Raw genomic sequence first — 18,356 nt, 5'->3', positions numbered from 1 at the left:
TAATGAAGATCTAGAAGCGCAAAATTTCAGGTGCAGGTTTGCTTCGGCCCGCAATTTAAGCACCACTCCCACTGATAGTGTTTTAGATTTCAGCAGATACATTTACAAACAAATGTAAATAGGAATCGTTCTCATCTCATGGTATGATCTCAATCACTAGATGATGTCTTTGAGACAGAAATCTTCTCCTTGGAGCAATCCAAAGAAATGGGGTGAAATTAGTTTCGCGGAAGATCTTTTGATCTTCCGCTTTTTTATTGTTTAAAATGCACGGTTTGAACTGGGTCAGCATTTCCTCCAAACCGCACGGGGGAGTCGAACGACTCAGCCTCCGTTGTCGGTAAAAGATCGTCCCTTTCCAATTTTATTTCTGAATTTTTCATTGCAGAGAGTGACAGAATTGCCCCCGTGACAGCTCTCCATGGAGATTCCGATTTCTGAAGCGCAATATCAATCGGAGCAATATGGCGCGCAGCACTATCTAAAAGCGCTTGAGCCTCAGAATAGCCCAAGCCCGATAAGAACTCTAAGAACATCGGCAGATAATCCGGGAACTCATCACTCTCAATGCTCAAGCCTCGTTCTTCGTAGAGCTTTTTAAGATTGAGCATCGCAGAACCTCTCTCACGCGAATCTCCGTGCATATGCTCAAAAAGATTAAGGCTCGCCTTCTTCCCGATATCAAATGTCGAGACATAATCTTTTTGCAAATCGGATAAGGGAGTCTCTGCCAGGTGGTTAATAAAAATATATAGTTTGTCTTTCTGATCGTCGGAAAGGCTCGATCCGCCGACGCCTTCCTTAATTTCAGGCAGATTATCTTTAAGCGCCGCATCCGGATACAGAAGCAAGCAAGCCAATGCTTTCAAACCAAAATTCATTTCTTCCTCCCTAACTCGCGGATTTGTATGTTAGTAAATTCCGCCAAAGAACCCATTCAAGTCCTGCTCAATTCGAACAAACAAAGGGTTACAAATTCAAGGGAACCCATAGAATAAGAACAAACCCGAATATTAGTTCGAGTCAAATTTAGCATTGAATAAGGAAATAATATGCGTCCAGATATTAAGGTTTGGAATCCTGAAAATCCGGCCCAATGGAATAAGACGCTGGCATGGACGACTGTATGGCTTAGTACCTTCAGCCTGACCTTTGGCTTCTGCGCTTGGTTCTTGGTCCCTTCTCTTGCCCCTCGGTTAAATGAAATCGGCTTTTCTTTAACACACAGTCAGCTTTACTGGCTGGTGGCTATGGTTGGTCTGTCTGCAGGTACACTGCGCATTCTGTGGACCTTCTTACCGCCGATATTAGGAACCCGAGTACTCGTGACGTTTTCAACCGGCCTCTTGCTTATCCCGCTCTTCTGCTGGGTGTACGCCGTTCAGCACGTCGATACCCCTTATTGGGTCCTTCTCGGTTTTGCTTTGTTAAGTGGCATCGGCGGCGGAACCTTTTCCGGCTTGATGGCCTCTACTAACTACTTTTTCCCGAAACATGAAAGAGGTTTCGCCCTCGGTGTACAAGGCGGACTCTCTGATTTTGGTACCGGTCTGGTCCAATTCGTCACACCGCTGGTTATTGGCTTTTCTGCTTTAGCCTGCTTAGGATCCGGTCAGGTTGCGCATCTTCCCGACGGTAAGACGATTACTTACTGGCTGCAGAACGCCGCCTGGGTGTGGATTCCGCTCGTTGCTCTCGTCACTATCCTCTCTTGGCTCTTCCTGCGCTCTGTTCCTGTCACCGCAAATATCAAGCAGCAATGGGCCATTTTTGGGAACAAGCACACTTGGTTCATGACCCTTTTCTATTACGGGACTTTCGCTACCTTCGCTGGTCTCGGTGCTCAGCTGGCTCTGTTAGGCAACCATACCTTTGCCGGCATTGAAGGAGCGCCTAGCGCTGTCGCTCTCGCTTGGTTGGGACCGGTCATCGGAGCCCTATCCAGAGTCGGAGCGGGTCAGGTTTCCGATAAGATCCGCGGAGGCAGAGTTACTACGATTATGGCCATCTGCAACATTATCGGTTTACTTGCGCTTTGGTGGTACAAACCGACGAGTGTCGCAGGCTGCTGGATTTGGCTGATCATTATGTTCTGGATTTTCTTCTGGACCGGCGTCGGCAATGCATCTACTACTGAACAAATGGCAGTTCTCTTCCCGCCGCTTCAGGGCGGAGCCGTTGTTGGCTGGACTTCTGCTATCGGTGCTTACGGTCCTTTCACGATCGGAATGCTGCTTGCCGAATGCGGAGCCGGCGTGATGTTCGGAGTTTCTACTCTGATCTTCGTTGCCATCCTCGCAATCAACATCTACTACTACGATAGAAAGAACGCACCGGATCTTTGCTGATCGTCCTTTTTCACCTCAAAAATACTGCTTTAATTGGAGAACAAAATGTCCGGAATCATGAAGTCCTCCCTATTCTTTACCAAAAAAGTCGGCTCCTATTCAGACGGATGGGGAGAAGTGACCGGTGAAGACAGGACTTGGGAACAATCCTACCGGGATCGATGGGCTCACGATAAAATCGTTCGTTCTACGCATGGCGTAAACTGCACGGGCTCTTGCAGCTGGCAGGTTTACGTTAAAGACGGAATCGTCGTTTGGGAAACTCAGGAAACGGATTATCCCCCCACCCCCGCAGGTGTGCCGAATCACGAGCCCCGCGGTTGCCCCAGAGGCGCCAGCTATTCCTGGTACCTCTACTCTGCATCCCGAGTAAAACATCCTCTCATTCGTGCTGAACTCAAGGCTGCATGGGAAGACGCCCGTAAGACAATGAAACCGATCGAAGCTTGGGCTTCCATCGTCGAAAACCCACAGCTCCGCAAGTCCTACACTGCGGCGCGCGGTTTGGGCGGTATGGTGCGTACCACTTGGGATGAAGCTTTAGAGATCATTGCTTCTGCCAACCTTTACACCATCAAAAAGTACGGACCTGACCGTATTTCCGGCTTCTCACCGATTCCGGGCTACTCCATGGTTTCTTACGGAGCAGGTACCCGCTACCTCAGCCTGATCGGCGGTGCACTCCTTTCCTTCTACGATTGGTATTGCGACCTGCCACCTTCTTCTCCTCAAACCTGGGGTGAACAGACTGACGTTCCTGAATCTGAAGCCTGGTATTACTCGAGTTACATCATCGTTTGGGGTACCAACATCTCGATGACTCGTTCTCCGGACGCGCACTTCTTAACCGAAGCTCGCTACAACGGAACGAAAGTCGTGAATGTCTGTCCGGATTATTGCGAAGTCACGAAAGACGCGGATTGGTGGATACATCCCAAACAGGCTACCGATGCGGCATTGGCTATGGCTGTCAGCCACGTCATCTTTAAAGAATTCCATTACGAACATCCGGATCCGTATTTCACAGAATACTGCCGGAAACTGACGGACTTCCCAATTCTTGTGACTATGGAACCGCGGGCGGATGGCCGGTATACCGCGGGGCGCACAGTTCGCGCCTGCGACTTGGGCTATAAGGAACCGGAATGCAACAACCCCGAATGGAAAACCGTTGTTTGGGATGAACTCTCCAAGGCTCCTGCGGTGGCTCAAGGTTCCATGGGATACCGTTGGGGACAAAAGGAGGGCCAGGATTTAGGCAAGTGGAACCTCCATGAAGTTGACGGTGAAACCGGTAAAGCGATCAAACCACAGCTGACTTTTCTTAATGATTCCGATGCTGTGATTGATGTTGAATATCCGTATTTCGGTGGCCGTGAACGAGACGGCTTCCCGAACAACGCAATGGCTTCGGATGTTATGGTTCGGAGGGTTCCGGCTAAGAGGGTACCGCTCAACGGACAGGATGTATACGTTGCAACCGTCTTTGATCTCTTCGGAAGCTATCTTGGTGTCGACCGCGGCCTAGGCGGGGAATGTGCAAAAAGCTACGCAGACAATATTCCCTTCACACCGGCTTGGCAGGAAAAAATTACCGGCGTAGAGGCTCAATACGCCATTACATTGGCCAGAGAGTTTGCGACGGCCGCCTCTAAGACCCAGGGCCGCGCCTGCGTGCTGATGGGAGCCGGCGTTAACCAATGGTTCCAAACGGACAATACTTATCGTTCCATCATCAATATCCTGCTGATGTGCGGTACTTGCGGCGTCCCGGGCGGCGGATGGTGCCATTATGTAGGACAAGAAAAGATTCGTCCGGAAGCAGGATGGAGCGAATATTCCTTCGCAAAAGATTGGGAACCGGCAAGCCGCCATATGAACTCGACGAGCTACTTCTACGAACATACGGACCAGTGGCGCTACGAGCGGATTCCTCTTTCGGACATGCTCTCTCCCTTGGCTGATACCAAGGTATTTGACGGCACTTACGTGGATTACAACATCCAGAGCGAACTAATGGGCTGGCTTCCGTCGGCACCTCAGCTCAACGTCAACCCGACAAAAATTGCTGCCGCGGCAAAAGCTGCTGGCGTCCAGCCGGAACAATTCCTGATAAACCAACTAAAGGATAAGAAAATATCCTTTAGCTGTTTGGATTTGGATGCCGAGGAAAACTGGCCGCGCAACCTGTTCATTTGGCGCTCCAATGTACTCGGTTCTTCCGGCAAGGGACAGGAATACTTCCTGCGTCACCTGCTTGGAACTGAAAACGGCATCCTCGGCGGAGAGCTTGACGGCTCCAACAAAGAGCTCATGCCGCTCATGGAGAAATGGCGTCCAGCGCCCGAAGGCAAACTCGATTTGTTAGTCAATATGGACTTCCGCATGAGCACGACTTCGATTTATTCGGACATCGTGTTGCCGGCGGCCACCTTCTATGAGAAGAACGACATCAATACGACGGATATGCATAGTTTTATTCATCCATTCGTCAAAGCCGTTCAATGCTCCTGGGAGGGGCGAAGCGATTGGCAAACCTTTAAGGACATCGCAAAGAAATTATCAGAAATCGCCGGCGAATATCCAGAAGATTTCGGGAACGTCACAGATATGGTGCTGACGCCTCTCGGCCACGATTCTCCGCATGAACTCGGCCAAGCCCTGGATGTTAGGAATTGGTATAAAGGGGAATGCGATCTGATTCCCGGCAAGACCGCCCCGCTGATTCATGTCGTTGAACGCGATTATCGGACGATTTACGACAAGTACACCTCCATCGGCCCGCTCCTCTCTAAGAACGGCGGCGGAAATCGCGGAATCAAATGGGATCTGGATCCTGAAATTACTGAACTTTGCCAGTTAAACGGTACAGTTCAGGAAGGCGTCGCAAAAGGGCGTCCTAAGATGGAGACAGATATCAATGCAGCAAACTTTATCCTCCGGGTCTCTCCGGAAACCAACGGAGCTTTGTCCTATCGCAGTTGGGACTTTGTTAAAGAACAGTGCGGTGTAGATGCCCGCTTCCTTTCCGAAGGTCACATTGCCGACAAAATCACCTTTGATGACTTGGCTCATCGGCCCGCTAAGACGTTCAGTGCGCCGGATTGGTCAGGCACCGAGAACGATGAGATCCCGTATGTTGCTTTCTGGCAAAACAAGAATTTGCTTTTACCGTGGAGAACGATCACGGGACGTCAGCAGTTCTATCAGGATCACTCTTGGATGAGGGCTTTCGGCCAGCAGTTCGCACAATACCGTGCTCCGGCAAACCAGAGAGCGTTAACCGGCTACAAAGATATTGCGGACAACGGAAACAAAGCCATCATTCTTAACTTTATGACGGCTCACCAGAAGTGGGGTATCCACTCCAGCTATTATGACAACGAAAGAATGCTGACCCTCTCCCGAGGCGGTCCCGTTGTGTGGATGAGTGACATTGATGCCGCCAACGCAGGCATTGCGGATAATGATTGGATTGAGTGCTGGAACGCTAACGGTGCTGTAGTCGGACGCGCCATCGTTTCCTCCCGCATGCCGCAAGGGCTGTGCGTTATGCAGCATGCGACCGAAAAGACGGTTAACACCCCGGGATCCGAAGTCACCGGTCTTCGCGGAGGCGACCATAACTCTCCGACGCGTGTCATTGTAAATCCGACGCATATGATCGGCGGCTACGGCCATCTTTCATACGCCTTTAACTACTACGGAACGATTGCTCCCAACCGCGACGACTTCGCTTGGGTCAGAAAGATGAATAAGGTTGATTGGATGGATGAAGAAGCGGATAAGAAAGGAGGTGCAGTATGAAGATTCGTGCTCAAATCGGCATGGTCCTGAATCTGGACAAATGCATCGGCTGTCACACCTGCTCCGTCACTTGTAAAAACGTTTGGACAAACCGTCCGGGTACTGAGTACATTTGGTTTAACAACGTTGAATCAAAACCCGGCGTCGGTTATCCGAAGAGCTGGGAAGATCAGCAGAAGTGGACAGGAGGCTGGGAACTTCATAACGGTAAACTCCGTCTGCGGCGCGGCTCTAAATTAGGACTTCTCTCCGGCATCTTCGCCAACTCTAAATTGCCGCAGATTGACGACTACTATGAGCCCTTTACGTTTGATTATCAAAATCTTCAAAAAGCCCCGCGCATGAAAACCTGTGTGACAGCTCAGCCGATCTCCTACCTGACCGGCAAGAAGATGAAAAAAATCAACAACTCCGCTGCATGGGACGACAATCTAGGCGGTGTGGATATTAAGACCGTCAATGACGTCAACCTGAAAGATGTTGAGCGCGATATTTACGCCCAATACAAGAATACGTTCCTGTTTTATCTTCCTCGTTTGTGCGAACACTGCCTGAATCCGGCTTGTGTTGCAAGCTGTCCCTCCGGCTCAATCTATAAGCGGGAAGAAGACGGTATTGTTTTAGTAGACCAAAATAAATGCAAGGGCTGGCGTATGTGTATGAGCGGCTGTCCTTACAAAAAGGTCTATTACAACTGGTCAACCGGAAAAGCAGAAAAATGCGTTTTCTGCTATCCGCGCGTCGAGTCCGGCATGCCGACGGTATGTTCCGAAACTTGTGTCGGCCGAATCCGCTACATGGGTGTGATGCTTTACGATGCAGACAAGATTAAAGATCTTGCCTCGACTCCGAATGAAGGAGACCTGTATGAAGCTCAGCGCCAAATCTTCCTCGATCCGAATGACCCCGACATTCAGGCTGCAGCTCTGAAAGCGGGCATCTCTCATGATTGGATCGAAGCGGCCAAAGCTTCTCCGATCTACAAGATGATTTCCAAGTGGAAAATCGCACTTCCTCTTCATCCGGAATTCAGAACTCTTCCTATGGTTTGGTACGTTCCGCCGCTCTCTCCGATCGCTCAGGCTGTTGATGTCGGTAAACTTTCCGTTAAAGGATTCATCCCTGATGTAGAAAGCCTGCGTATTCCGATGCAATATCTTGCGAATCTGCTTGCTGCCGGAAACGTTAAACCTGTCGTAGATGCTTTAAGCAGACTTCTCGCCGAGAGGACGATTCTGCGCAAATATTCCGATGCGGCGGGGATCAGTCAATTTCTAACGTGTGAAATTCTGCCCGAACAGCTTGAAGGGATTGAAGAGATAAATGAACTTAAAGCCTTAGGCTTAACGGTTCAGGATGTCTGCGATATGCATCGCCTTTTAGCCATTGCTGATTTTAAAGATCGTTTCGTTGTGCCCTCAGCCAACCGCAACAATACCGCATCTATGTTGCTGCAAGGTACTCAGGGCTACAACCTCGGCGGCGGAGAAGACATGCGCCGCCGCGCTGATACTATCTTCGGCGGTCCTATGAATCGTAAGATTATTCCGCTTTTTGAAGAATATCAGCGTGCGCCGGACTCCACACAGGAGGGCAAATAATGAGTAACTTTACTTTGGTATGGCACTTTCTAATTTTCGGAGTGCTTCCTTACGTCGTCATTGCAGTCTTAGTGGTAGGCAGCTTGCTACGGTTTATTTTGGCGCCTTACAGCTGGAAGAGTCAAAGCAGTGAGATTTTAGATAAGAAAGATCTTTTTTGGGGTGCAAATCTTTTCCACATCGGTGTGATCTTTCTATTCTGCGGTCATTGTTTCGGGTTGTTTACACCGACAGCGTGGCTAAATGCAGTCGGTCTAACGCCCAGACTCCACCAATGGATGGAAATCATCGCCGGAGGAGCCTCCGCCGCACTTGCCATTGCCGGTCTTCTGCTTCTGACATGGCGCCGCCTATCCAACGAACGCGTAAGGACGGCATCCCGCCCGAGCGATTTTTGGGTCTTGTTCCTCCTGCTGGCGGTCATCATTCTCGGAATTTGCTGCGTTGTAAATTCTTACTTTACTGACCGCTCCGGTGCGACCATCATTCTTTTCGGAGAATGGGTCAGGGGCCTCTTCACCTTCGACTATGAAGCATGGCAGAAGATCCTTCTCGTTCCCGATTGGCAGAAGTGGCACATCTTTGTCGGGCTGATCATTTTCCTGATCGTCCCCTTTACAAGACTCGTCCACATTTGGAGCGGCTACTTGTCAGTTTTCTACCTAGTTAGACCGCATCAAATCATGCGCGCTAACGGAAAACCAATGAAATAAAAGGATAATTCCTCCCACTAAAAGAGCTCGGTACCGCCGAGCTCTTTTTATATCACCTCCACAAAACTGACAGAGCGACTTTTGACACCCATCTCCGTAAAAACAAGCTGCGCTCGTTAGGATTACGTTGTTGTCGATTCACAACAAATTAATGAATAGCCCTCCAATACATTCAAAAAATCGAATTATTTCAACATCTTCTCTATTCTGTAATGCGGACCCATCCGTTGCTAAATAGCAACATTTCCTCATTTGTCCAATTTCTTTTAAATGGATAAACCCTTTTTGGGTGTTAGATAATTAATCAAGAATCACCCCGAAGGCCCTCAGGTTCTTGAGGAGAGGGCGAAATATATTATTTTTTAAGAAATTTAAGAGGTCTTAAGGCAAGATTAAATAAAACTCAATTTAGGACAAATAAGTGTCAACCCTTAGGTAGTACTCCTAGACTGAATCCTAGATGTTGTAACAAAGCGTTTTCAATCGTTACACCAATATTTGTCTTCTCCCTTAAAAGGATAGTGAAAATGAGTAAAAAGACTCTTTTAGCAATTGCCATTGCTGCTTCATTAACTCCTGCACTTGCCGCAAATTCCGCTGATACAACTTCAACGGATAGTTCCGCTCCTGCTGTATCTGCAAGCTCTTCAGCTTCGACATCCGCTTCATCCGTCTCTTATAAATCCGGCCCTACCAAACGCGGCCGCGGTGTCGCCTTCGGCCGTGGTCATAGCGGACACACTCTTAATGTGAGCCATGCATCCGCTGAAATCGCAAATCTTCCAATGGATGCCACTTCAACGTCTATCACTTTATTCGGTGAATTAGACGCCGGCGTTAAGGTTTCCAAACTAAAAGGCGGGAAGACCAAAGTTCAGATGTCTAACGGCAATTGGTACTGGACCAGCTGGGGCATTAAAGGGGTAGAAGATTTGGGCGGCGGCAACGCAGCTATCTTTACACTGCAGCAAGCCTTCAAATTAAATAACGGCGAAGGCGTTGCCTCAAGCCATGGAACCACCTCCAGCGGCGGCTTCAATAATCAGGCCTTCTTAGGTCTTCAGGGCCCCTGGGGACGTCTAACGTTCGGTCATCAAGCAGGTCTGAGCTCCGGTGACGGCGACTACAGCATGTTGGGCGGAAGCGCTATCGGTACCGGTTTTGACATGATCGGTGACTTAGCGGGCGTCTTCCTCACAACCAGCTGGCTGGACAATTCCATTGCATACCGCACCCAAGAATGGAACGGCTTGCAGTTTACGGCCATGTATTCAAACGGTACGGACGGCGATGATAATAAGTGGGCTAAAAACAACCATTACTACGGCGTTGGCGTGACCTATGATGTCGGTGCGTTTAACTCCAATTTCATGTTTGAACGCGAAGATCATAAGTCCAAAGTAGCTTATGCTGACGGCTCGGTAAAACTAGACCCGACCAATTACTACACTCTCGGTGCTTCTTACGACTTTGGCGACTTCACGCTGTACGGTGCCTACCAATACGTTTCCCACGGTACAAGAATGCCTGGCTACAACTACATCCACATTGACAAAAAGACCGGTGCTTCTACAACAGTTGCAGAACCCGCAACCAAGGGAGTTAATCAGAATGCAGCTTCCGTCTCCATTGCGGCTCCGTTGTGGGGCGGTACAGCAATGCTTCAGTTAAACGGTGTTAAGGGCAAAATTAAGAATACAGGAGAAAAGTACAACGCCTGGTCTATCGGTTCCGGTTACACCTATCCGCTCTCCAAGAGAACATTGGTTTACGGTTCTATCAACTATGGTGACGGCAACAAAGCGCTCAGTGAATCCAGCATTGACGGCTACAGCTGCATCTTCGGCATGGCTACCTCCTTCTAGTCATACCAGTCAAACCGCAGCCGCTGGCTGCGGTCAACAAACCTGAGACCGAGCGGCAAAAATGAAAGAATCCTTCAAAAAACCTTCGGTCTCTCAGGAGAAAATAATGGCGACAAAGACTAAATGGTTTTTCTTTTGGCTGATTTCCGGATCGTTTTTAGCGGGAATCCTTGCGGTATGCTTTGTTGTCTCCGCAGTCAATTGGCTGGGTTCAGAAACTTTCTGCTCAACCGGGTGCCATACAATGAACGGCGTAGCCTATGCATGGAAACAAGGCTCTCATGCCAGAACACCAAGCGGCAAGACCGCGGACTGCTCTGACTGCCACTTGTACAATGCCTCCGAGAACACTCTCGGGCCCTTAGGTTATATCAGTCTTTTGGGACATAAGATCGTTGCAGCTTCCCACTCAGCATACGGTCAAGTCATCGGACACTTCGCTACTCCGACTCAATGGGTTGAACAGCGCCCCGGGGTAGAGGCTCAGGAAAAACAATGGTTTGTGGACAATAACTACCATACCTGCCGAGGCTGTCACGACCTCTCTCGCATGTATGACCCGAAGAATCCTAGCATTGGTGCTTGGCATGCTCTATATCAGGATCAGCCGCTTGACTGCTTGGCTTGCCACAAAGACGTGGGCCACAACTACAAACAAGTTGATGCCTATATTGACGCCAACCACGCTTATCCTCCGTTGGACGAAGCCTGGGTTTTCCCAGTTGCGGCCACTACTTCCGCAAGCCCGATGCCTCCTCAGAACCTGACGCCTGAACAGCTCAAGAAAGACGCTTTACCATGGACGCCGTCTTCCGTCAGCAGTGCGTCGACATCTGCTGCTCAAAACGCACCAGTGAACCAAAGCAAAGATGTCCAGCAAATCGCAAATGAACTGAACCAAAAGATCACTCAGCCGATAACTCCGAATGCTCAAAATGCTTCTCCGGCTTCGGCTCCAAAAGCTCAGGCGACTACAACGGCGAGCACACCTGCAAAAAGTACAGCGCAATAGCGCTTTTAGATAAGGCATACTCCCTGACCGGCGTGATCTGAATTCAGACACGCCGATTTTCTTTAGGCGCGCTCAGCCGTCACTTGAATTATGGACCGTCAAAAAGATATCGGCGGTTCCTAACGAAAGCGCCGATACCTTGCATTCCCTTGTCCGTTAATCGTTCTTCTTAACCCCGACTTCTACTTCCTTTTTTGGTTCGATAACTCCGTATCGATAGGTATGGCGAACAACCTGGAAATCATTTTCCAGATTTTTGGTATAAACCACGTTCTTATTATCTTCATCAACCAGTACAGCTTTCAGTTCAGGATGTTCCGCAAGATAGTTCACAGCCCCGTTAAAACCAAAAACGAAAAGTGCTGTACACAACCCATCCGCTAAAGCAGATTCTTTATTGATGATGGTAACCGAATGCAAAGTCGCTGGCACAGGACTTCCGGTGCGAGGGTTAAGAATGTGGTGGTATTTCTTTCCGTCTTTAATAAAAAACTTTTCGTAGTCACCGCTCGTCACGACGGATTCATCTCGAGACGGAACCGCGGCAAAATAGGAATTGATGCGGTTATCAGGCTCCTGAATCCCAATTTCCCAGGGATATCCGATATCACTGGTACCTAACGTAATGATGTTCCCGCCGAGACTAATCAGTGCGTCATTACAGCCGTTTTCTCGCAGACGCTGAGCGACTTTATCCGCGATAAAACCTTTTCCCGTTGCTCCGAGAGTAATTTCCTGCCCTTCTCCGATACGGGCCCAAATAACATTGCCTTCGCGCTTTATTTCAATCTTCTTCCAGTCGACTTTGGGCAGCACTTTAGCAATTTCTTCTTGTGTCGGAACTCTATGGTTGCTGTGGTCAACACTCCACATTTTCACAAGAGTCCCAACGGTCGGGTCAAGGGCACCGTGCGTCATCGCACAAATTTGTTTCGTTTTTTCCAGAATTTCAGCCGTATCAGCAGAAACCTTTATCCACTTTCCGTTGCTTTTCCCGAGTCTGGAGATATCACTGTCTTCCCGATAGGCAGACAAAAGGTCTTCTAAGCGTAAGACCTCTTTTTTAACAACGTTGGCGCAGAACTGTGCTTTTTCTTTATTGTCCGCCTTAATTTGAGAGGAAATCGTAGTTCCCAAAGCCGTAAACTCATAGTTATAGATATCGCCTGTTGCGGCTGTGCAGACCGGAGCAGTCAAAACTGCCGCTAACATAAGAGCAGTAAGCTTAATGTTTGGATATTTCACTTTTTCCTCCGCTTAGGTGACCCATATGCCCCTCAAAACCAGGATTCTTAACATGCGAACAGCCCAAGGGCTCGCCTAACTCGCATGCCTTCTGATAAAAAGGCATTGCCGCCTGTAAAGAAGGATTGACACCAATTCCGAGGCGAACATTGTTTGCTAAAGCCAAGCAGCCGACTCCCAAATTTAAATCACAGGCTTTTTTATAAAACACATTGCACTGGGAATATTTACTTCCGTTCTGATTATTAAAACCTAAATAAAAGCATCCTTGCGCGTAATTTAAATCACAGGCTTTTTGAGCTAGGTCGGCGCCCCTTCCAAAGTTTTTAGCCTTATGCATCTCGATAGCAGCCAAGTAACACGCCTGGCCATTGCCCTTCTCACAAGACTGAGTATTGACATCTTGGGCATGCGTCCCAGTAGCGGCTAAGAGAATAAGAGCAGAAAAAAAGAAGCTTTTTCTCATAGTTTTTTGCCGAGAAATTTCGGAATCTCCAATTGATCGGTAACTAATTATTTTTAACACAAAAATAATGGTTAACACTCATTATATTGAAGAAGTATTTCATTTAAGAATCTCGAAGACCTGGTGTTTTGCCGTTTTGCCGCTTTGACACTAGTCTTGCAATTTTTTAGCGTTGCCTCCAGAACTTCCTGCTCTTAGAAGTGCGAGAAATCACAAGTCTGATTCTTTCACTGCCGTCCAAATTAATGCAGTTCCAAAAACTCCAAATATTGCCCCGCAGATGCCGTCAATCCACCTGCCGGACTTTCGGTAAAAAGCCTTTGGTTTCGGCAAGCCCAAAATCAGAGCAACAAAAGAAAACCAAAAAAAACTTTCTAGAACCACCACTGCGTAAATTAAAACGGCCTCACTCGTCTCCATATCTGCGGTAATAAAGAGCGAAAAAACGGAACTAAAGTAAATTAGAGCTTTTGCATTCGATAAATTTGTCAAAAGTCCGATGGCAAAAGATCTAAAGCCCGAACGGGGCGTCGGTACATTCTGCTGGCTCGCTGTTTGCTTATTGCATGCGCTTCTCAAAAGAAGAAAGGCCAGCCACCCCAAGTAGAGGCCGCCCAAGAACATAATCAACTGCTGCAGCCAGGCAAACTGCTCAAACAACCACTGGAGGCCTAACAATGAGAGCGCCGCCCAAAAAGCTACGCCTAAGGTAATGCCCAAGACACAGCACAACGCCTCTTTTCGAGATCTTCCGACGGCCGTCTGCATTACGATAAAACAATCCGGTCCAGGAGACATTAAGGCAATTAAATGGACGGCGGCAATCGTAAAAAGGGTCGAAAGCATTGGGAATCCTTGATCGATAAAAAGTATCTAATCCAAAATTGTATTATTTCGTACACCTCGAAAAAAAATGAGCGGCAGAATCAACTTCCAATCCTGCCGCTTACAGTTACGTTGTTAACCTTTTATCTATCAGGCAACTTTCAAAAAGCCGTTTTTAAAATGCGTGGTGGAGACCCAAGCCTAGACTCCAAGACTTAAAGTCTTCTTCAACGGCTTTTTCCTTCAGCATCTTGCCTGCAGTCGCATAGGCACCCCAACCATAAACAAAGGTACGTTTAGAAAGCGGATATTCATAGGCAGCCCCGACTGTAAAGCGGTTAAATTTGTCATTTGACAGCTTTTCATCACCCACGACAACTCCGTCGGCTGATTTGACTTTTCCGAACCCATAATTCGCTGCAACTTTGAATGTACCGCCTGCCGCAGGCACTTCTGCACCCAAAGTAAATGCATTCTGATTCATGCCTTTTCCGGCAACAGTAACATCTTCTAATTGGTCAAAACCGTGGAAGCGGCTCGCATACTGATAACCGAAGAAAGCCTTAGCAACTTCAAAATCATAAGCTGCACTGAGGCTGTACACAATTGTCGCTTTATCTTTATCTTTGTTTTCGGCGCCCTTGTTATCAAAACGCTCGACAATACCGGCAAGAGACAAATTACCGATTTCATAAGTAGCGCCCAAGCCATAGTAGTGGCTGTTGCGCGACCATTTTTGAGTGTCCTCTTCTACACCGTTTGAATATTGCGCATGAATTTTCAAACCGCCGAATTCGGGAGAAACGTAAACGATACTATTGTTGTTAATCTGACCTGTAACAAACGTGTTTCCCAGGCCGCCCTGAAGGTAATCGGTCCCAAGAGGAGAAGCGTCCCAGATTGAATAAGAGCCTTCATAAGACGCTAATCCGCCCATCCGTCCAAAAGCAAGTTCGCCAAAATTACCGGACAAGGAGAGGGTTGCCTGCTTGCTGAAAGCCTTACCGTCTTCTCCAGCCGCCCCATTATCCATAGTAAAACCGTTTTCCAAAAGAAAGCCGACGGAGTATCCGTTTCCTAAATCTTCGCTGCCTTCCAATCCCCAAACGCTGCCTCCGGCAATACCGTCATCCAAAGAAACAGTTGCGTCCCCTCCTTTTGCTTTATTAACAACCACTGCTCCGTCAATTGTCCCGTAAAGCGTAACCTGCGATTCGGCCGCAGCCATCGTACCAGCGGAGGCCAGTGCAAGGACTAAAGCTGTTTTAGCTAATTTCATACTACCTCTGAAAATTGTGAAAAACATTGAACAAGAATCATTCTCATTCTATTTCATAACGCTTTAAAAATAATAACTTTGGGATAAAGATTGCTTTTTGTGGTTTCAGAGACAAAAATATGAAATTTCCTTCAGATTTTCAACACGTTATCCTTTCTAAGGAAAACTTATACGAAGCCAGAGAAAAATAATTACTTTTCGGACAATCAAAAGTTGTTTGATTATCCAAGATCTGAGGACCTCGGGCTGACTTGCATTCACGTCCTAAACAAAAGCGGTAGTACGAGATTCAGCCCGAACTACTGTATAGCTACATATGGTGCATATTTGGGCAATCTCGCAATTCAGCCATAGGCGAGTACTTACACATGCGAACAGGCACCTCACAACTGCTGCTTATTCACAAAAAGGCCACCATCGAGTCCGATCAGTTTTTGAGCTGTTTATTACCGAATTCTATTAGTAGGAATAATGGAGATTGTGAGATGCCGGCACGCCTCGTCAGACGGTCCAATCAGGCGAACCTTACGGGTTCAGCACCTATCCGTCTACTTCGCACTCACACACGGGGGATTTCTCGGCATTCGTTAAAACTCAGCCTAGTTTAAATCCTACGCCTAACAGTCCTGCGAACCCAGCGATTCCTAAAACCACCAGAATTAACAAGCAAATAAACGCAACAACGCTGATCTTTTTCTTTGCAACAAAGTAAACCAATGCAGCAAGAATAAGCACGCTGAGCGCTGCCCAAATAACTGTGAATACATCAATCATGATGACACCTCCTTCACTCAATCTACTATTGTTTAACAGTTGCTTACGAATACCAGCTCCGAAATAGGCAACTTCAAGGCGTGGAAAATATTGTCCTTTACGCCTTTAAATCAGTAGATTTGGATGATTCGGTTTCGGAAAAAAAATCTGCTGACAACTCTTTAACTAGAGTCAGATTAACGACAAGACTCAGCTTTCAAAAAAGAATAATCCTCTTCCTGTATCTGTGTCAGTATGCCTGTTTTACTCTCTTCTTTGGCAGTGACTGCAAAAATATGTCGCCCTTTTGTTTTGAACAATTTTTTTGATTGGACGGCCACAACAGGAACAAGGCTTTCCAGCTTTTCCATAAACCTTAGCGTTTAAAGTGAAATACCCTTGTTCCCCCTCAGCTGAGACAAAATCTTTCAGAGTAGAACCTCCTTCCTGTAAAGATAACGTCAACACCTGTCTAATCGCCGCCACCAGCCGCTCTAGCCGTTTCGTTGAAAGTTTGTTCGCAGGAGTCAGAGGTGAAATACAAGCCTCAAACAAAGACTCAGAACAATAAATATTCCCCACGCCAACAACGTATTTTCCTGTCAACAGGGCTTCCTTAATCGGCAGCGAAGTATTTGCTAAAGCGGAATGCAGCCGGTCCGCAGTAAAGCCATCCGAAAAAGGTTCTTCACCCAACTTCGCAATTTCAGGCAAGTCGTGAGGGTCTTGAGACTCTGGCAACCAAATCAAAAAGCCAAAACGTCTGGGATCGTGGTAGCGGACCGCCAAATCCCCGAAGAGGATATCTATATGATCATGCTTTACCGGTTCAGTGGCTTTAGGATCAACGACCCGCATCACTCCTGACATTCCGAGATGAGAAACGATATATCCTCGATCGAAAGACCAAATCAGGTATTTACCTCTTCTTTCAATTGACCGCAAACATTGTCCTTTCAGCAACTCTGAAAGATTTGCCGGGGCTGCTTTTCGGAAACGCGTCTCACGAACAACCGCGCCCGTGCAACGTCGGCCGCCGACACGCTTCAATATTCCAAGTCGCGTAATTTCTACTTCGGGGAGTTCTGGCATAACACCGAAGGACTAAACGGGACGCACTGAGGCCGAAAACTCGTTCCAAACAAAGTGTTTCTGGGCTCCGGAAGAATGTGCTTCCGTTAAAAAGGAAGGTAAAACAACTTTTTGAGCGCCCTTCAATGAGATCTTCCTGCACCGGGTAATTCTGCGAATACCGGCTGAAGCGACTCTTGCTTCAAATTCAGATTTTTGGTTCATTACAGCAACCTTTGGAAGGACAAACTAAGTAAAGGCAATTATCACCATCCCCTCAGGGTTAGTACATAGACATTATCCCTTAGCTAATGCTCATATATGGTATGAATCCGTGAAACGTTTGTGCTTGCGCTAGAATTTCCAAATCAACGCATGGGTACACGATGGCAAAGAAGAATACTTCCGGGATCGCTTTATACAAAGAAGATTTGAAGCAAAGCATTGAAGAACTGACTGATCTTCAAAGAAAAATGCTTTCTCTTACTTTATCGGATCTGAACCCCGAGGACTTTAACCTCGACAAGATTTATCCCGTTTCCGTGGACAGTTTTTCAGAATTTCGCTGCCAAAACGCTGAGGACGCTTATGAAACATTAATTGAGTCCGCTTCTGCCCTATTTGATAAATTTGTCATGATCCGAGGCGGAATTGAAGCACAGACAGAAGACGAAATTGAATTCTACCGCTGGCTTTCACAATTAAGGTATTCAGACAAAACGTACTCTGTAGGCCTAATTTTTTCTAATATGGTCAAGTTGTACTTGACAGATATACAAGAGATTCTCTTAAAGAAAACGGAGCCTTCCGTCCAAAAAGAGCTGGACCTTTTCAGCTAAACCTCGATACATCGACACTTCTCAAGAATTTTCACAGTCAACAGCTAAGCCTGCATTACCGTTTAAAAATAACCTATATACGGGATGTGTAATCTTCCGAGAGGCCCTAACGGACAGCGGTTTGTCGCGAAAACAGCACACCCAAACCTAAAAAACTGTTTTTTGCCCTAAAAAACCCTTATTATCAGGGTTCCATTCAAACACTATCAGAGGAATCGAATGAATAAAACTGAATTGATTGCTGCCGTTGCAGAAGCTTCCGGTAAATCTAAAGCTGATGTTAAAGATGTTCTGGATGCTCTGACAGCTCAGATCGTCAAAACTGTTAAAGCAGGTGATGAAATCTCCTTAGTTGGTTTCGGAACTTTCAAGTCTGCTAAGCGCGAAGCTCGTGCCGGCCGCAATCCTGCCACCGGAGCAACGATCCAGATTCCCGCTTCTGTTCAGCCGAAATTCGTTGCCGGCAAACAGTTTAAAGATGCCCTCAATACAAAATAATTTGTTTTGAGCTGAGCAAAAAGGCCGCAAAGAG

At 47.4% G+C, this 18,356-nt stretch carries 15 protein-coding genes; 8 read left to right on the top strand and 7 right to left on the bottom strand.

Translation table 11 applies throughout. The features are described 5' to 3' along the window. Positions 1-254: 254 nt before the first annotated feature. Positions 255-881, bottom strand: coding sequence for a nitrate reductase molybdenum cofactor assembly chaperone (narJ, locus tag HMPREF9439_RS05095; protein ID WP_008812377.1), 627 nt, complete (start codon positions 879-881; stop codon positions 255-257). 171 nt (positions 882-1,052) lie between these two features. Between narJ and HMPREF9439_RS05090 the strand changes: the two genes are divergently transcribed. The 6 genes from HMPREF9439_RS05090 (at position 1,053) to HMPREF9439_RS05065 (ending at position 11,346) form a co-directional block, all read left to right on the top strand. Next, a complete protein-coding gene (locus HMPREF9439_RS05090; RefSeq protein WP_008812378.1) occupies positions 1,053-2,348 on the top strand; it encodes an MFS transporter in 1,296 nt (431 codons plus the stop codon). A gap of 45 nt (positions 2,349-2,393) precedes the next feature. Further along, positions 2,394-6,155, top strand: a complete 3,762-nt coding sequence (locus tag HMPREF9439_RS05085) for a nitrate reductase subunit alpha (RefSeq protein ID WP_008863991.1) — start codon at positions 2,394-2,396, stop codon at positions 6,153-6,155. Then, entirely contained in the window at positions 6,152-7,756 is a 1,605-nt protein-coding gene (gene narH / locus HMPREF9439_RS05080) for a nitrate reductase subunit beta (RefSeq protein WP_008812380.1), read from the top strand. The genes HMPREF9439_RS05085 and narH overlap by 4 nt, the downstream gene beginning before the upstream one ends. Continuing rightward, positions 7,756-8,469: a respiratory nitrate reductase subunit gamma gene (gene narI / locus HMPREF9439_RS05075; protein WP_008863990.1), complete on the top strand. Its 714-nt coding sequence runs from the start codon at positions 7,756-7,758 to the stop codon at positions 8,467-8,469. Before narH ends, narI begins: the two co-directional genes overlap by 1 nt. A 527-nt stretch (positions 8,470-8,996) precedes the next feature. Next, positions 8,997-10,334 (top strand): porin, encoded by a 1,338-nt coding sequence (locus HMPREF9439_RS05070; protein WP_118631658.1) that lies wholly within the window; start codon positions 8,997-8,999, stop codon positions 10,332-10,334. A 106-nt stretch (positions 10,335-10,440) separates the two neighbouring features. Further along, positions 10,441-11,346 carry a cytochrome c3 family protein gene (locus HMPREF9439_RS05065; RefSeq protein ID WP_244862392.1) on the top strand — a complete coding sequence of 302 codons (906 nt, stop codon included), beginning with the start codon at positions 10,441-10,443 and terminating at the stop codon, positions 11,344-11,346. Between the two features lie 156 nt (positions 11,347-11,502). Here the strand turns inward: HMPREF9439_RS05065 and HMPREF9439_RS05060 are convergent, their stop codons facing one another. The 6 genes from HMPREF9439_RS05060 to mutM all read right to left on the bottom strand — a co-directional run bounded on the left by HMPREF9439_RS05060 (position 11,503) and on the right by mutM (position 17,006). Further along, positions 11,503-12,591: an FAD:protein FMN transferase gene (locus HMPREF9439_RS05060; protein WP_008863987.1), complete on the bottom strand. Its 1,089-nt coding sequence runs from the start codon at positions 12,589-12,591 to the stop codon at positions 11,503-11,505. Then, entirely contained in the window at positions 12,572-13,057 is a 486-nt protein-coding gene (locus HMPREF9439_RS05055) for a tetratricopeptide repeat protein (protein ID WP_008812385.1), read from the bottom strand. The genes HMPREF9439_RS05060 and HMPREF9439_RS05055 overlap by 20 nt, the downstream gene beginning before the upstream one ends. A 210-nt stretch (positions 13,058-13,267) precedes the next feature. Continuing rightward, positions 13,268-13,903 (bottom strand): threonine export protein RhtC, encoded by a 636-nt coding sequence (locus HMPREF9439_RS05050; protein ID WP_008812386.1) that lies wholly within the window; start codon positions 13,901-13,903, stop codon positions 13,268-13,270. A 154-nt stretch (positions 13,904-14,057) separates the two neighbouring features. Next, a complete protein-coding gene (locus HMPREF9439_RS05045) occupies positions 14,058-15,161 on the bottom strand; it encodes a porin (RefSeq protein ID WP_244862391.1) in 1,104 nt (367 codons plus the stop codon). 594 nt (positions 15,162-15,755) lie between these two features. Next, a complete protein-coding gene (locus HMPREF9439_RS05040; protein ID WP_008863986.1) occupies positions 15,756-15,935 on the bottom strand; it encodes a hypothetical protein in 180 nt (59 codons plus the stop codon). Positions 15,936-16,178: 243 nt separating this feature from the next. Then, positions 16,179-17,006: a bifunctional DNA-formamidopyrimidine glycosylase/DNA-(apurinic or apyrimidinic site) lyase gene (mutM, locus tag HMPREF9439_RS05035; RefSeq protein ID WP_008812389.1), complete on the bottom strand. Its 828-nt coding sequence runs from the start codon at positions 17,004-17,006 to the stop codon at positions 16,179-16,181. Between the two features lie 365 nt (positions 17,007-17,371). Between mutM and HMPREF9439_RS05025 the strand changes: the two genes are divergently transcribed. Further along, entirely contained in the window at positions 17,372-17,824 is a 453-nt protein-coding gene (locus HMPREF9439_RS05025; RefSeq protein WP_008812391.1) for a RepB family plasmid replication initiator protein, read from the top strand. 219 nt (positions 17,825-18,043) lie between these two features. Further along, complete coding sequence (locus tag HMPREF9439_RS05020; RefSeq protein WP_008863985.1) at positions 18,044-18,322, top strand: HU family DNA-binding protein; 279 nt, start codon at positions 18,044-18,046, stop codon at positions 18,320-18,322. Positions 18,323-18,356 lie beyond the last annotated feature (34 nt).

Source organism: Parasutterella excrementihominis YIT 11859, assembly GCF_000205025.1.
Taxonomy (GTDB): Bacteria; Pseudomonadota; Gammaproteobacteria; order Burkholderiales; family Burkholderiaceae_F; genus Parasutterella; species Parasutterella excrementihominis.
The sequence above is the reverse complement of the archived record's forward strand: the minus strand, read 5'-3'. Positions and strand labels throughout refer to the sequence as shown.

Coding starts and splice junctions, on each gene's coding strand:
- narJ (WP_008812377.1), bottom strand. CDS start 881: ATGAATTTTGGTTTGAAAGCATTGGCTTGCTTGCTTCTGTATCCGGAT.
- HMPREF9439_RS05090 (WP_008812378.1), top strand. CDS start 1,053: ATGCGTCCAGATATTAAGGTTTGGAATCCTGAAAATCCGGCCCAATGG.
- HMPREF9439_RS05085 (WP_008863991.1), top strand. CDS start 2,394: ATGTCCGGAATCATGAAGTCCTCCCTATTCTTTACCAAAAAAGTCGGC.
- narH (WP_008812380.1), top strand. CDS start 6,152: ATGAAGATTCGTGCTCAAATCGGCATGGTCCTGAATCTGGACAAATGC.
- narI (WP_008863990.1), top strand. CDS start 7,756: ATGAGTAACTTTACTTTGGTATGGCACTTTCTAATTTTCGGAGTGCTT.
- HMPREF9439_RS05070 (WP_118631658.1), top strand. CDS start 8,997: ATGAGTAAAAAGACTCTTTTAGCAATTGCCATTGCTGCTTCATTAACT.
- HMPREF9439_RS05065 (WP_244862392.1), top strand. CDS start 10,441: ATGGCGACAAAGACTAAATGGTTTTTCTTTTGGCTGATTTCCGGATCG.
- HMPREF9439_RS05055 (WP_008812385.1), bottom strand. CDS start 13,057: ATGAGAAAAAGCTTCTTTTTTTCTGCTCTTATTCTCTTAGCCGCTACT.
- HMPREF9439_RS05050 (WP_008812386.1), bottom strand. CDS start 13,903: ATGCTTTCGACCCTTTTTACGATTGCCGCCGTCCATTTAATTGCCTTA.
- HMPREF9439_RS05045 (WP_244862391.1), bottom strand. CDS start 15,161: ATGAAATTAGCTAAAACAGCTTTAGTCCTTGCACTGGCCTCCGCTGGT.
- HMPREF9439_RS05040 (WP_008863986.1), bottom strand. CDS start 15,935: ATGATTGATGTATTCACAGTTATTTGGGCAGCGCTCAGCGTGCTTATT.
- mutM (WP_008812389.1), bottom strand. CDS start 17,006: ATGCCAGAACTCCCCGAAGTAGAAATTACGCGACTTGGAATATTGAAG.
- HMPREF9439_RS05025 (WP_008812391.1), top strand. CDS start 17,372: ATGGCAAAGAAGAATACTTCCGGGATCGCTTTATACAAAGAAGATTTG.
- HMPREF9439_RS05020 (WP_008863985.1), top strand. CDS start 18,044: ATGAATAAAACTGAATTGATTGCTGCCGTTGCAGAAGCTTCCGGTAAA.